We start from the raw sequence: 12,170 nt of genomic DNA, 5'->3' as shown, positions 1-12,170 counted from the left end.
GGGCCCACCCACGGCCGAGGCAGGAGCCTACCCGCCGGAGGGCGGACAGCGGTATCCGGGTCGGGGTTCAATTCCCCCGTGCTCCGGGACCGTCTCAGCGCCGCAGCGACTGGACCTCTTTGACCGCGGCGACCACGGAACGGGCTGCCAGCGCGATCTCGGATTCCTTCACGCCGGCGGTAAACGTCAGCCGCACTGCGGTTTGCGCCACCGCCCGGTCGATGCCCATGGCCAGCAGCACGGCCGAAGCCTCGTCGGACCCGGCCGCGCAGGCGGAACCGCTGGAGCAGACCACGCCGCGGCGTTCCAGCTCCAGCAGCACCGCCTCGCCGGAGGTTCCGGGGAAGCAGAAGGAGGCACTGGCCGGCAGCCGATCGGTCCGGTGCCCGGTCAGCACCGTCCCCGGCAGTTCGCGCAGCACGGTGTCGATCAGGTAGTCGCGGTAGCCGGTGAGCCGCTGCACGTCGGCCGCCCGGTCTCCGTTGGCCAGCGACAGCGCTGTGGCCACGGCGACCGCGCCGGCCACGTTTTCGGTGCCGGACCGCCGGCCGCGTTCCTGTCCCCCGCCGTGCAGCACCGGCTCCAGCGGAACCCGGCCGGCCACGTAGAGCAGGCCGCAGCCCTTGGGGGCGCCCAGCTTGTGCCCGGACACGCTCAGCGCGTCCACGCCCAGAGCCGAGACGTCCAGGTCCAGCCAGCCGGCGGCCTGCACGGCGTCAGTGTGGAACGGCACTCCCGCGGCCCGGCAGAGTCCGCCGATCCGGGCGATCGGCTGGATAGTGCCCACCTCATTGTTCGCGTACATCACCGTGCACAGCGTGGTGTCCTCGCGCAGCGCTGCTTCCAATGCGTCTACGCGGACCGTGCCCGCGGCATCCACCGGCACGCGCGTGGCCTCGAAGCCGTGGAACCGGACGAGGTAGTCCACCGCCTCCAGCACCGACGGATGCTCCACCGCGCTGGTGACAATGTGCCTGCCGCGCGGGGCAGCGAGCGCGATCCCCTTGATCGCCAGGTTGTTGGATTCGGTCCCGCCGGAGGTGAAGATGATCTCCGCGGGCCGGCAGCCCAGCACCCCCGCCGCCTTGCCGCGGGCATAGTCCAGCGCCCGCAGTGCCGTCTCTCCCACGGTGTGGTGGCTGGACGGATTGCCAAAGTCCTGCGTCAGCGCCGGCCACATGGCCTCTAGTACCTCGCGGCGCACCGGCGCTGTGGCCGCGGCATCCAGATAAATCACGACGACGGTGCCTCGCCGTGAGCGGGATCCGCGGCAATGCGGATGTCCAGGCCCAGGTCCAGCGACCGGACGCTGTGGGTCAGCGCGCCGGAGGAGATGATGTCCACCCCGGTGCGTGCGATCGCGCCCACGGTTTCCAGCCGGACATTGCCGCTGGCCTCGACCAACGCCCGGCCGGCCACCTGTTGGACGCCGGATCGGAGCTCGTCCACGCTGAAGTTGTCCAGCATGATGGTGTCCACTCCCGCGGCGAGCACCGGCTCGATCTGCTCGGCCCGGTCTACCTCCACCTCGAAGTGCACGGTGTGCGGTAGCTTGGCCTTCGCCGCCCGCAGCGCCTCGGTCAGGTCGCGGCTGCCGCCCGCCGTGAGGACCGCCAGGTGGTTGTCCTTGGCCATCACCGCATCGGAGAGCGAATAGCGGTGGTTGTGCCCGCCGCCGCAGCGCACCGCGTAGCGCTCCAGCGCCCGCAGTCCCGGCGTGGTCTTGCGCGTATCCACCACCCGGGCCCCGGTACCGGCAGCTTCCCGAACGAAGGCCGCGGTCTGGGTGGCGATCCCGCTCAGCCGCTGCAGCAGATTCAGGGCCACCCGCTCGCCCAGCAGGAGGGCGCGGGCGTTTCCGGACAGCACGGCCAGCACTTCCCCGAGGTCGAAGGCGGCACCGTCCTCGGTCTTCAGCTCCACCTGCACGGACGGATCCACTTGCCGGAACACCTCGGCCAGCACCGGACCGCCGGAGAAGACGCCGGGCTCACGGGCAGCCAGCTCCGCCGTGGCCGTGGCGTCGGCCGGAATCAGGGTGCTGGACGTGATGTCGCCCCACGGCGCATCCTCGGCGAGCGCCCCGGCGACAATCCGCTCCAAGGCGGTGCCGTCGATCGGCTGGATCTGTTTCATGGCTGCTCCTGCAGGATTCGTTGGGACGTTGGGGACTGGTCGGCGAGCGCACCAACCGTGCGGGCATTCACGAAGGCCAGCCGCGCCCGGTCCGCGGGTGCCTGGCTGTGGTCGCTGCGGAAGTGGGCGCCGATGCTGTTCCGCCGTGCGGCGGCGGCCGTCACCACCAGCCGGGCCACCGTCAGCAGGGCGGTGTCCTCGGCCGAGCCGGCGCCGGTGGCCGGCAGGTGCCAACGGGCCAGCTGACGGGCCGCCTGCTGCAGCGCCGCGCCGTCGCGGACCACGCCGGCGGCGGCCGCCATCACGGCCTGGATCTGTTTCCGGCTGCACGGTGTGGTTCCGGCGGCCGGCACGGTGCCGGGATCGTCGACCCCTGCTTCACGGAGCGGAACGCCCACCTCCAGCGGCACCGCCTCGAACACCGGCGTCTTCTCCGGCCGGTCCATCGCGGCGACGGCGCGGCGGGCGAAGACCAGCCCCTCGAGCAGCGAGTTCGAGGCCAGCCGGTTGGCACCGTGCACTCCGGTGCAGGCCACCTCGCCCACCGCGAAGAGTCCGGGCACCGAGGTCCGTCCATCGGCGTCGGTCTGGACGCCGCCCATCCAGTAATGCGACGCCGGGCGGACCGGCAGCGGCTGGCTGGCCCAGTCGAAACCGAGCGACCTGACCGTCGCGTCGATCAGCGGGAACCGCGCGGCCAGGAATCCCGGGCCCTTCTCCTGCTCCACGCCGGTGGCGTCCAGGAAGACCTGCGGCAGCAGTCCGCGTTCCTCCTGCAGCCTGAGCTGTTGGTGGATGCAACGCGAGACCACGTCCCGCGGAGCCAGTTCGGCGGCCGGGTGCAGCGCTGGCATGAACCGCTCCCCTGCAGCATCCACCAGCACGGCGCCCTCACCGCGTACCGCCTCCGAGATCATGAAGGGCTTGCCGCCGGTGGCCGCAGGGTCCAGCAGGGTGGGGTGGAACTGGATGAACTCCAGGTCGGCCAGCACCGCACCGGCGTGCCAGGCCAGCGCCACGCCGTCGCCGGTGGCCGTGGCCGGGTTGGTGGTGGCCGGGAAGAGCTGCCCCGCCCCGCCGGTCGCCAACATCACGACGTCGGTGTCCAGCTCCGTGGGCACCGCACCGCCGCCTTCGGACCTCACCTCCGCCACCTCCACCCCGGTGACGCGGCCGGCGTCGGTCAGCAGCCGCCGCACCAGGGTGTGCTCGAAAATGTCCAGCCGGCCGGCTTCGGCCAAGCGGCGGACCACCCGGATCAGCGCTTCGGCGATGCTGGCGCCGGTCCGGTCCCCGCCGGCATGCAGAATCCGCGGCGCCGAGTGCGCGCCTTCGAGCCCCAGCGAAAACCCGCCGTCGTGCCGGTCGAAGGCCACACCCCACTCTTCCAAGGTGGTGATCTCCCGCGCCGCACCGTCGCACAACAGGCGGACGGCGCCGTCGTCGTTCAGTTGCGCGCCCGCGGTGAGCGTGTCCGCCCTGTGGGCCGCCACGGAATCCCCCGCCGCGATGCCCTGTGGGGTCACCGCCGTGATGCCGCCCTGCGCATGCCAGGTGTTGGACTCGGCGAGCGAGCTCTTGGTGATCAGCGTGACGGCGGTATCCGCCCGTTCCGCGGCGAGCGCGGCGGCGTAGAGCCCGGCGATGCCGGACCCCACCACCGCGATGCGTCGGGCCGGATTGCTGTTCATGGTTTGGCTGCCAGCATCCGTTCCAGCGCCACGCGGGCGGGGACGGCCACGGAGTCGGGCACGGTGATCCGGTTGAGCACTTCGCCGCCGGGCAGCCCGCCGGTGCCGGCGTAGGCCTCGAGCACCCAGGCCAGGTAGCCCGGGTGGATCCGGTACATGGTGGAGCACGGGCAGATCACCGGGTCCAGGCAGAAAATGGTGTGCTGCGGGTATTCGGCAGCCAGCCGGTTGACCATGTTGATCTCGGTGCCGATGGCGAAGACGGTCGGTTCGGTGGCCGCGGCCACGGCCTTGCGGATGTAGTCCGTGGAGCCGGCTTCATCCGCGGCGTCGACCACCGGCATGGGGCATTCGGGGTGCACGATGACCCGGACGCCCGGGTAGTCGGCGCGGGCCTTGTCGATCTGGTCCACCGTGAAGCGCTTGTGTACCGAGCAGAAACCGTGCCAGAGGATCACCCGCGAGTCCAGCAGCGTGGCTTCGTCGTTGCCACCGAGCGCCTGGCGAGGGTTCCACATGGGCATCTGCTCCAGCGGCACACCCATGGCCTTGGCGGTATTGCGGCCCAGGTGCTGGTCCGGGAAGAAGAGCACGCGGTGGGCGCGCTCGAAGGCCCATTCCAGCACGGTCTCGGCGTTGGACGAGGTGCAGACGATCCCCCCGTTCTCGCCGCAGAAACCCTTGAGCGCTGCCGAGGAGTTCATGTAGGTGACCGGAATGACCGGGACCTTGCCATCCGCGTCCGGCCCGCTGCCAAGCACGCCGGTCAACTGGTCCCAGCAGGCCTGCACGGAATCAATGTCCGCCATGTCTGCCATCGAGCAGCCGGCCGCCAGGTTCGGCAGAATCACCGCTTGGTCGGGGCCGGAGAGCATGTCCGCGGTTTCGGCCATGAAGTGCACGCCGCAGAACACAATGACCTCTGCCTCCGGCTTCTCCTTGGCGGCCCGGGCCAGCTGGAAGGAATCGCCCACGAAGTCGGCGTACTTCACCACTTCATCGCGCTGGTAGAAGTGGCCCAGGATCACCAGCTTCTCGCCCAGCTTGTCCTTGGCGGCGAGGATCCGCTGCTCCAGCTCTGCGTCGCTGGCCAGCCGGTATTCGGCGGGAATCTCGCCCTGCCGCGGGGTCGCCGCCGGTGCCAGGTCAGCCAACGAGGCGCCCGGCCCGTACGACGGCGCCCATGCCCCGCTCGCCGAAGCTGCGTCAAAGGACCATGGCCCCTTGTCCAGCCCGGGGGTGCAGGTGGAAGCGGGCGCGCCCGGGCCGACGGCCTGCGCTTCCTCGCGGGTGATCAGCTGGATGGTGCTGTTGACCGATGGCATGGTGTTCTCCGTTGTTCTGAGCAGTTGGTCAAGCCTGGATTGGTGGGGATGGCGTTAGGCGGGCGGGCTGCCGCTGAGCCGGGCGGCGCTGCCGGTGTAGCGGTAGAGCCTGGGCGGCCGGTGCCGGCCGCCCTGCAGGTACTCGTCGGTTTGCTCAATATCCGGCGTGGCACGCAGCTGGCGGCGGAAGTTCGCCGGGTCCAGTTGCTTGCCCAGCACAGCCTCGTAGACTTCCCGGACCTGCGCGAGGGTGAAGGTAGAGCCCAGGAAGGAATAGGCGATGGAGCTGTATTCCACTTTGTTGCGCAATCGCCACAGCGCGTACTCCACAATTTGGTTGTGGTCGAACGCCAGTTGCCCGAGGTCGTCGGCGCGCATCCACCGGACGTTCTCGGTTTCGTGGGCCATCGCCGCCTCGTCCGGCTTTACCAACGCCCAGTAGACAATCGAGACCACGCGCTGCGCTGGCGAGCGGTCCAGACCGCCAAAGGCGTACAGCTGTTCCAGGTAGCTTGGCTGAAGTCCGCTGGTTTCCTGCAGGTTCCGGGCGGCAGCGTCCTGTAGCGACTCATCCGGACTCAAGGGGCCGCCGGGCAGTGCCCATTGATCCCGGAACGGCTGGCGGGTGCGCCGGACCAAGGGCAGCCACAACGTGGGGCGGCCCGTCTCAGCGTCCGGGCGGAGGGCGAAGATGACCGTGGAAATGGCCAGTTCCGGCGGCTGCTGTGCGCGCTCGGACACGTTGGCCGAAGAGAGCGCCATGGCCACCTCCTTCACGGGATCTGAGTAAAAGTCATCTTGACTAGAACAGATGGTAGCGCGTTATGGTCATTCTGACCCCATCGACTCCCTGTGGGCGCCGAATATGACGTGGGAGACCCGCCGGCCGGCCATCCGCGCGGAGGCGAGCTCGAAGGCACGGTAAATCGGTGAAGGCACGGTCCGTGGACCCCGCCCTCACCGATTTGCCGTGCCCTCACCTGAATTTGCCGCCCGCCGGATAACGTGGGTCTTAGCTGCATGTTTCGCCACCGGAAGGCTGGGATGAGAACCGCACGAACCGGGGTGGGGAAGCTCGCGCCCACCGCCAGCGTCCTAGCGGCCATGGTGCTGCTAAGCGGCTGTTCCGCCTCGCCCACATCGAGGTACGTCGACTCCAACGGCCGCGAAGTCACAGTAGATTGGCGCGACTATCCGGGCCACGCTTACATCGACGCGGACGACATCCTGTCAGGCCCGAGCCGCGAGCGGATCGAACCGCTGGCCGAAGACCTGGTACACGAGGTGGAATCCGCTTTGAGCAGCGAGTTCGACCTGCATTGGAAGAGTCATGGTGAAGCGGACTGGTTCCCACAGGAAGGAAACGGGTACGGAGGCGACTCGGCCTTTTTGACCTACAACTCGGTCACCCGCATCAGCGACTCGGTTCCCCCGGCGCCACAGGACTGGCGGCGCCTTGTTGCCATCGTGAATGGAATCGTCGCCGACCATGGTTTCGATGCAGTGGTGCTGGACCACGAGTCCTCGCCGTACGGCGACGAGGAATCCTGGCGGCAGGAACAGGACGAACAGTTTGGAACCGACGACCCCGATGGATACTGGGCCTGGAGCGGGAGCGCGCGGACAGACTCACAGTGGCTGTGGATCACCTTGACGGATGTATCCCGCGACCCTTCGGGCAAGGCAGCGACGGAGGCCGAGAATCACGGCTGGGCCACACAATCGATCGAATTTGGCTATGGCGCCACCGCGCTGCCGGAAAGCAGCATCGAGGCCTTCCGTCGGGACCTCGCCCCCTTCGCTGGACTGGAGAAGCCCGAGCCGACCACGTCGGACTGAGGCGCTAGGCTTCAGCCATGCAGCCGGAGGAGCAGCGCCGTCGATTTGAGTGGCCGGACAATGACGAGATCCTCCGCCGCCGCTACGGCGCCAAACCGCGGCCGGCGAACCACCGGGTGGTGCTGAATCGGTACGCGTTCATCAAGGGCTGGCTGGTGGCCTTCGGAGCGTGGTTCGTTTTTTCCTTGACCGTGAGCATTATCGATACGGTGGTGTCCCCCAGCTCGGCGGCCCTGAGCTTCTGGGCGCTGGTGCTGATGGTCAGCTTCTTCTTTGCCGTACTCCTGGGCGCGCCGTTCGCCTTGGTACTCAGCTTGCTGCTCCGCCCCGTGCGCCCACAGTGGATCCATGTGCTGGCATTTGCCACAGGATTGGCCGCGCTCACGTGGGGAACGATCGCCTTGCTGGCTCCGGGCACAGTGGCCTTTCCTGCCACGTTCGCTGCAGTCGCTGGAACCGCCGCCGGGCTCGGCCGAGCGGCGGTGATCCCCGACGCCGACATTCACGACGGCGCCAACAGCCGTAGCACCAGGGTCAGCGAGGATCCGCAGCAGCCTTAACCAGCGGAAGCGTCCGCTCCTGGAAGTGGCTGTTGAGTACGATCACGGAAGAAGAGCGCAGCACCGTATTGGTCGCCATCACCTGATCGAGCACGCGCTGCAAATCGGCGTTCGAGCGGGCAACCACACAGGCCAGCAGGTCGCTTTCGCCGGACACGGTATGCAGTTCCAACACTTCCGGAATGTCGGCGAGCGCTGCCGCCACTGCGTCGTGGCCCGATTCCTGCCGGATCACGAAGGAACAATAGGCGCGCACCACATAGCCCAGCGCTTCGGGCGAAAGCCGAGGCCCCCAGCCCGAGGTCACGCCGGCGCGTTGCATCTTGTCCAACCGGGCCTGTACTGTGGCACGCGCTACTTTCAGTACCCGCGAGGCTTCCAGCACGGACATCCGGGGGTCCTCCGTGAACAGCGTGACGATGTCCGCATCGAGAGAGTCGATCTGCATGACGCTGGGCGTCCTTTCGCGTTCGGTGACCGCAAGTGCGGGAAACATCTAGACAAATTGTCAGCCTACGGGCTGATTTCACCAAACAACAGGACAGTCGATGCCGCGATCGCTAGCCAACACCACACACCACCGCGCCCCCGGCGGTCCGCCGCCCTCGGGACTCGGCCGCGGCATGAAACAGCGGCAACTGATCATGATGGGTCTCGGCAGCGCCATCGGTGCCGGTCTTTTCCTCGGCTCCGGAGCCGGCATCCAGGCCGCTGGCCCGGCCGTGCTGGTTTCCTACTTGCTGGCCGGGACACTGGTCATCATCGTGATGTGGGCACTTGGCGAGATGGCGGCGGCCAACCCCAGCAGCGGGGCCTTCTCCACCTATGCGGAAAAGGCGCTCGGCCGCACTGCCGGCGCCACCATAGGGTGGCTCTGGTGGCTGCAGCTGGTAGTGGTCATCGCGGCAGAGGCGGTGGGGGCAGCCGGACTCTTGGCAACGGTTTGGCCGGTGCTGCCGGTCTGGCTGCTGGCGCTGGTGTTCATGGTGGTCTTCACGGTGGTTAATTTGTTTGGCGTGCGCAACTACGGTGAGTTCGAGTTTTGGTTCGCCATCTTCAAGGTCGCCGCCATCCTGGCCTTCCTCGCCGTCGGCGCCGCCCTGCTCTTCGGCTGGCTGCCGAACGTTCCGTCCCCCGGGCTGGGCGTGATCTTCGGCGATGACGGCTTCGCCCCGCATGGAATTGCCGGAATCGGCGCCGGGCTGCTGGTAGTGATCTTTGCCTTCGGCGGCACCGAGATTGTGGCGGTGGCCGCCGCAGAAACGGAAAACCCAGGCTCCAGCGTCGCGAAAGCCATCCGCACGGTCGTTTGGCGCATTCTGGTGTTCTACTTCGGGTCCGTGCTGGTGATCGCCCTGACGGTGCCGTGGGATTCGGAGGCGCTGTCATCGCCTTTCGCTGCGGTACTGTCGGCCGCACAAATCCCCGGGGCGGATGTCGCCATCACTCTGGTCGCGGCGATTGCCCTGCTCTCGGCGCTGAACGCCAACCTGTACGGCGCCTCCCGGATGATCTTTTCCCTCTCGGAGCGGAGCGAGGCGCCCGGAAGCCTGCGGCTGCTCACCCGCCGGCAGGTGCCGGTCCGGGCCGTGCTAGCCTCGGTGGCGTTCGGCTTTCTTGCCACGGTGCTGGAGCTGATCTTCCCGGAAAGGGTTCTCCCGGTGCTGCTGAACGTGGTCGGCTCCACCTGCCTGGTGGTCTGGGCGATGGTGCTGCTGTCCCAGCTGGTGCTGCGCCGCAGGGCGGACCGGGACGGCGCCGAACTGCCGTTCCGGATGCGCGGCTTCCCGGTCCTCACCTACATCGGCCTGGCCCTGCTGTCCACCATCCTGGTGCTGGGCTTCTTCTCCCCCGCCACCGGTATCCAGCTGCTCTCCACCTTGGCACTCATCGCCGGCATCGCCGCAGCGGCGAAAATCAACGCCCGCAGAAAGTCTGCAAAAAGTTCCACCCTCCCCTGAATCTCTTAGCAATCTGTCCATAGCGTCGCCCATGGCAACGGACTAACTGTGCACGTTGTGCGGCTATTCTGTTGCATATTGCGAACCCTCCCCTCGGTGACTATCGTCACGGTAAGCAACCGACGCCGTCGGACCGCCGCTGCTGCGGTGGGCCCACGGCACCGAAACTACGTGGAGGAGCAGGCATGAGCGACATCCTTGCCTTGGACCCGTCGGCCCAGCCCGACCTGTCCGCCGAAGACCTCAAAGAGCTCTACCGGCTGATGGTGGCGGTGCGCCATCTGGACGAATCGGCCATCCGCTGGCAGCGCCAGGGCCTGATCCCCGGCTACGCACCGGAGCTGGGCCAGGAAGCCGCTCAGGTCGGCAGCGGCTACGCGCTGGACATGGCGCGCGACTTCGTCTTTCCGACCTACCGGGAAATGGGCGTGGCCCGGACCGTGGGCGTGGACATGGTCGAGTACATGTCCACCCACAAGGCCAGCTGGCACGGCGGCCTCTACGATCCCCAGGCCTCCCGCTTCGCGCCGATCCAGGCCGTGGTGGCCGGTTCCGTTTTGCACGCCGTCGGCTGGGCCCACGGGCAGACGCTCTCCGGCACCCCTGCCGGCGAGCTTGGCGTGGCCATCACCTACTTCGGCGACGGCGCCAGCTCGCAGGGCGACGTGCACGAAGCGATGAACTTCGCCGCCGTCATGAAGGCCCCCGTGGTCTTCTTCATCCAAAACAACGGCTTCGCCATCTCGGTGCCGACCGAGCGCCAGGTGGCCGGCGGCTCGGTGGCCGCCCGCGCCGCCGGCTACGCCATGCCGTCCCTCCAGCTGGACGGCAACGACGTGGTGGCCGTCCACCAGGCGACGGCTGCCGCCCTGGCCCACGCCCGCGCCGGCAACGGCCCGGCCATCGTGGAAGCCATGACCTACCGCCGCGGCCCGCACTCCACCAGCGACGACCCCGGCCGCTACCGCACGCTGGCCGAGGAACGCGCCGACGGCGGCGAGGATCCGCTGGCCCGGATGCGCAGCCGGCTGCTGGCCGAGGGCATCGCCGGCGAGGACTTTTTTGCCGAAGCCCTCGAAGCAGCCCATGCGGAAGAGGAACGGATCCGCAACGGTGTGGGAGCACTGGGCTCCCGCCCCGGCACGGAGATGTTCGATTTTGTCTACCAGGAACCCACCCATGCCTTGAAGGCCCAGGCACGCGCCTGGCGAGAGGAGTCCGAACATGTCTGAGCACACCACCCTCAGCGACCTCGAAGCCGCCATCGACAATACGTCCGACACCGATGCCCAGCAGGCCTCCGCCGACGTGGTGGAACCCGGCCTTGCCACCGCCACCGCCGTCGAAACCCTCTCCATGCAGCAGGCACTGAACCGCGCGCTGGCTGAGGTACTGCAGGACAACCCCAAGGCACTGGTGCTGGGCGAGGACGTTGGACTGCTCGGCGGCGTTTTCCGCATCACCGATGGCTTGCAAAAGCAGTTCGGTGAGGACCGGGTCTTCGACACTCCGCTGGCCGAATCGGGCATTCTGGGCATGTCGGTGGGCTTGGCCATGGCCGGCTACCACCCGATCCCCGAGGTGCAGTTCGACGGCTTCGCCTACCCGGCGATCAACCAGATCGTCTGCCAGGTGGGCCGGATGAACTACCGCAGCCGCGGCACCATGCCGATGCCCATCACGCTGCGGGTACCCAGCTTTGGCGGCATCCGCGCTCCGGAGCACCACGGCGAGTCGCTGGAGTCGCTGTTCGCCCACGTACCCGGCCTGAAGGTGGTCTCGCCGTCCAGCCCGAACGAGGCCTACCACCTGCTCAAGCACGCCGCGACCCGGCCGGACCCCGTGATCTTCATGGAGCCGAAGTCCCGCTACTGGCAGAAAGGGCCGGTAGACACCGCCGCCGGGGTGGACACGTATTCCCCCGAAGGCTCCCGGATTGTCCGCGAAGGCAAGCACCTGACGCTGGTGGCCTGGGGTGCCATGGTGGCCCGCTGCCTGCAAGTGGCCGAGCTCGCCGCCGAAGACGGCATCGACATCGAAGTGTTGGACCTGCGCTGGCTTAAGCCCATCGACGCCGAGGGGCTGGCAGCATCCGTGGCGAAGACGCGACGCGCCGTCGTCGTCCATGAAGCGCCGCTGACCTCCGGCCTGGGCGCCGAAGTGGCGGCGCTGATCACCGAGCGCTGCTTTGGCACCTTGCGTGCACCCGTTGAGCGGGTGACCGGATTCGACGTACCGTACCCGTCAGGAGATCTGGAAGACGAGTACGTGCCCAACATTGACCGCATCCTGTTCGGGATCCAGCGAGTATTGGAGTATCGCCGTGGCTGAAATTTCGTTCCCCCTGCCCGATCTGGGCGAAGGCCTGATTGAGGCGACCGTGCTGGAGTGGCTGGTCGCCGAGGGCGAACAGATCGAGCGCAACCACCCGCTGGTGGAAGTCGAAACCACCAAGTCGGCCGTTGAGCTGCCTTCGCCGCAGGCCGGCAAGGTCGTGAAAATCTACGGCGGGCCCGGAGACACCATCAAAGTGGGCGAACCGCTGATCGTCTTCGAGGTTCCCGACGACACCGCCGGTATTGTGGGCACCGTACCGAAGGAAGAAGCGCCCAGGCGCCGCGTCCGCTTGACCGCGGCGCTCGACGACGAGGACTAAGC

Annotated in this window: 12 protein-coding genes; 6 read left to right on the top strand and 6 right to left on the bottom strand. The window is 68.0% G+C overall.

The features are described from left to right. Positions 1 to 94 precede the first annotated feature (94 nt). The 5 genes from AC5RW2_RS27305 to AC5RW2_RS27285 are packed head-to-tail and all read right to left on the bottom strand — an operon-like array spanning position 95 to position 5,914. Positions 95 to 1,237: a cysteine desulfurase family protein gene (locus AC5RW2_RS27305; protein ID WP_493964307.1), complete on the bottom strand. Its 1,143-nt coding sequence runs from the start codon at positions 1,235 to 1,237 to the stop codon at positions 95 to 97. Next, entirely contained in the window at positions 1,234 to 2,136 is a 903-nt protein-coding gene (gene nadC / locus AC5RW2_RS27300; RefSeq protein ID WP_493964308.1) for a carboxylating nicotinate-nucleotide diphosphorylase, read from the bottom strand. The genes AC5RW2_RS27305 and nadC overlap by 4 nt, the downstream gene beginning before the upstream one ends. After that, positions 2,133 to 3,827 (bottom strand): L-aspartate oxidase, encoded by a 1,695-nt coding sequence (nadB, locus tag AC5RW2_RS27295; protein ID WP_493964309.1) that lies wholly within the window; start codon positions 3,825 to 3,827, stop codon positions 2,133 to 2,135. The genes nadC and nadB overlap by 4 nt, the downstream gene beginning before the upstream one ends. Further along, the gene (gene nadA / locus AC5RW2_RS27290) at positions 3,824 to 5,152 is read right to left on the bottom strand and encodes a quinolinate synthase NadA (RefSeq protein WP_493964310.1); all 1,329 of its coding nucleotides are present in this window, start codon (positions 5,150 to 5,152) and stop codon (positions 3,824 to 3,826) included. Before nadA ends, nadB begins: the two co-directional genes overlap by 4 nt. A gap of 54 nt (positions 5,153 to 5,206) precedes the next feature. Next, positions 5,207 to 5,914: an NUDIX hydrolase gene (locus AC5RW2_RS27285; protein WP_493949913.1), complete on the bottom strand. Its 708-nt coding sequence runs from the start codon at positions 5,912 to 5,914 to the stop codon at positions 5,207 to 5,209. 282 nt (positions 5,915 to 6,196) lie between these two features. On the opposite strand from AC5RW2_RS27285, the gene AC5RW2_RS27280 reads away from it, so the two are divergent. Together AC5RW2_RS27280 and AC5RW2_RS27275 are read left to right on the top strand one after the other, a co-directional pair. Beyond that, positions 6,197 to 6,991: a hypothetical protein gene (locus AC5RW2_RS27280; RefSeq protein ID WP_493964311.1), complete on the top strand. Its 795-nt coding sequence runs from the start codon at positions 6,197 to 6,199 to the stop codon at positions 6,989 to 6,991. A gap of 17 nt (positions 6,992 to 7,008) precedes the next feature. Continuing rightward, positions 7,009 to 7,551 carry a hypothetical protein gene (locus AC5RW2_RS27275; RefSeq protein ID WP_493964312.1) on the top strand — a complete coding sequence of 181 codons (543 nt, stop codon included), beginning with the start codon at positions 7,009 to 7,011 and terminating at the stop codon, positions 7,549 to 7,551. On the opposite strand, the gene AC5RW2_RS27270 is transcribed toward AC5RW2_RS27275, so the two are convergent. After that, the gene (locus AC5RW2_RS27270) at positions 7,526 to 7,999 is read right to left on the bottom strand and encodes an Lrp/AsnC family transcriptional regulator (RefSeq protein ID WP_353917095.1); all 474 of its coding nucleotides are present in this window, start codon (positions 7,997 to 7,999) and stop codon (positions 7,526 to 7,528) included. The two genes, AC5RW2_RS27275 and AC5RW2_RS27270, sit on opposite strands and share 26 nt — an antisense overlap. 100 nt (positions 8,000 to 8,099) lie before the next feature. On the opposite strand from AC5RW2_RS27270, the gene AC5RW2_RS27265 reads away from it, so the two are divergent. The 4 genes from AC5RW2_RS27265 (at position 8,100) to AC5RW2_RS27250 (ending at position 12,168) form a co-directional block, all read left to right on the top strand. Further along, positions 8,100 to 9,512: an amino acid permease gene (locus AC5RW2_RS27265; protein WP_493964313.1), complete on the top strand. Its 1,413-nt coding sequence runs from the start codon at positions 8,100 to 8,102 to the stop codon at positions 9,510 to 9,512. 185 nt (positions 9,513 to 9,697) lie between these two features. Further along, entirely contained in the window at positions 9,698 to 10,744 is a 1,047-nt protein-coding gene (locus AC5RW2_RS27260) for a thiamine pyrophosphate-dependent enzyme (protein ID WP_493949909.1), read from the top strand. A gap of 124 nt (positions 10,745 to 10,868) precedes the next feature. Beyond that, positions 10,869 to 11,843, top strand: coding sequence for an alpha-ketoacid dehydrogenase subunit beta (locus AC5RW2_RS27255; protein ID WP_493950097.1), 975 nt, complete (start codon positions 10,869 to 10,871; stop codon positions 11,841 to 11,843). Then, a complete protein-coding gene (locus tag AC5RW2_RS27250) occupies positions 11,836 to 12,168 on the top strand; it encodes a biotin/lipoyl-containing protein (RefSeq protein ID WP_493941388.1) in 333 nt (110 codons plus the stop codon). The genes AC5RW2_RS27255 and AC5RW2_RS27250 overlap by 8 nt, the downstream gene beginning before the upstream one ends. The last annotated feature ends 2 nt before the right edge of the window (positions 12,169 to 12,170 follow it).

It is taken from the genome of Arthrobacter sp. B0316-1-20, assembly GCF_059091865.1.
The sequence above is the reverse complement of the archived record's forward strand: the minus strand, read 5'-3'. Positions and strand labels throughout refer to the sequence as shown.

Bases quoted from the DNA above. Each gene is read 5' to 3' on its own strand.
- nadC (WP_493964308.1), bottom strand. From the start codon at position 2,136: ATGAAACAGATCCAGCCGATCGACGGCACCGCCTTGGAGCGGATTGTC.
- nadB (WP_493964309.1), bottom strand. From the start codon at position 3,827: ATGAACAGCAATCCGGCCCGACGCATCGCGGTGGTGGGGTCCGGCATC.
- nadA (WP_493964310.1), bottom strand. From the start codon at position 5,152: ATGCCATCGGTCAACAGCACCATCCAGCTGATCACCCGCGAGGAAGCG.
- AC5RW2_RS27285 (WP_493949913.1), bottom strand. From the start codon at position 5,914: ATGGCGCTCTCTTCGGCCAACGTGTCCGAGCGCGCACAGCAGCCGCCG.
- AC5RW2_RS27280 (WP_493964311.1), top strand. From the start codon at position 6,197: ATGAGAACCGCACGAACCGGGGTGGGGAAGCTCGCGCCCACCGCCAGC.
- AC5RW2_RS27275 (WP_493964312.1), top strand. From the start codon at position 7,009: ATGCAGCCGGAGGAGCAGCGCCGTCGATTTGAGTGGCCGGACAATGAC.
- AC5RW2_RS27270 (WP_353917095.1), bottom strand. From the start codon at position 7,999: ATGCAGATCGACTCTCTCGATGCGGACATCGTCACGCTGTTCACGGAG.
- AC5RW2_RS27265 (WP_493964313.1), top strand. From the start codon at position 8,100: ATGCCGCGATCGCTAGCCAACACCACACACCACCGCGCCCCCGGCGGT.
- AC5RW2_RS27260 (WP_493949909.1), top strand. From the start codon at position 9,698: ATGAGCGACATCCTTGCCTTGGACCCGTCGGCCCAGCCCGACCTGTCC.
- AC5RW2_RS27255 (WP_493950097.1), top strand. From the start codon at position 10,869: ATGCAGCAGGCACTGAACCGCGCGCTGGCTGAGGTACTGCAGGACAAC.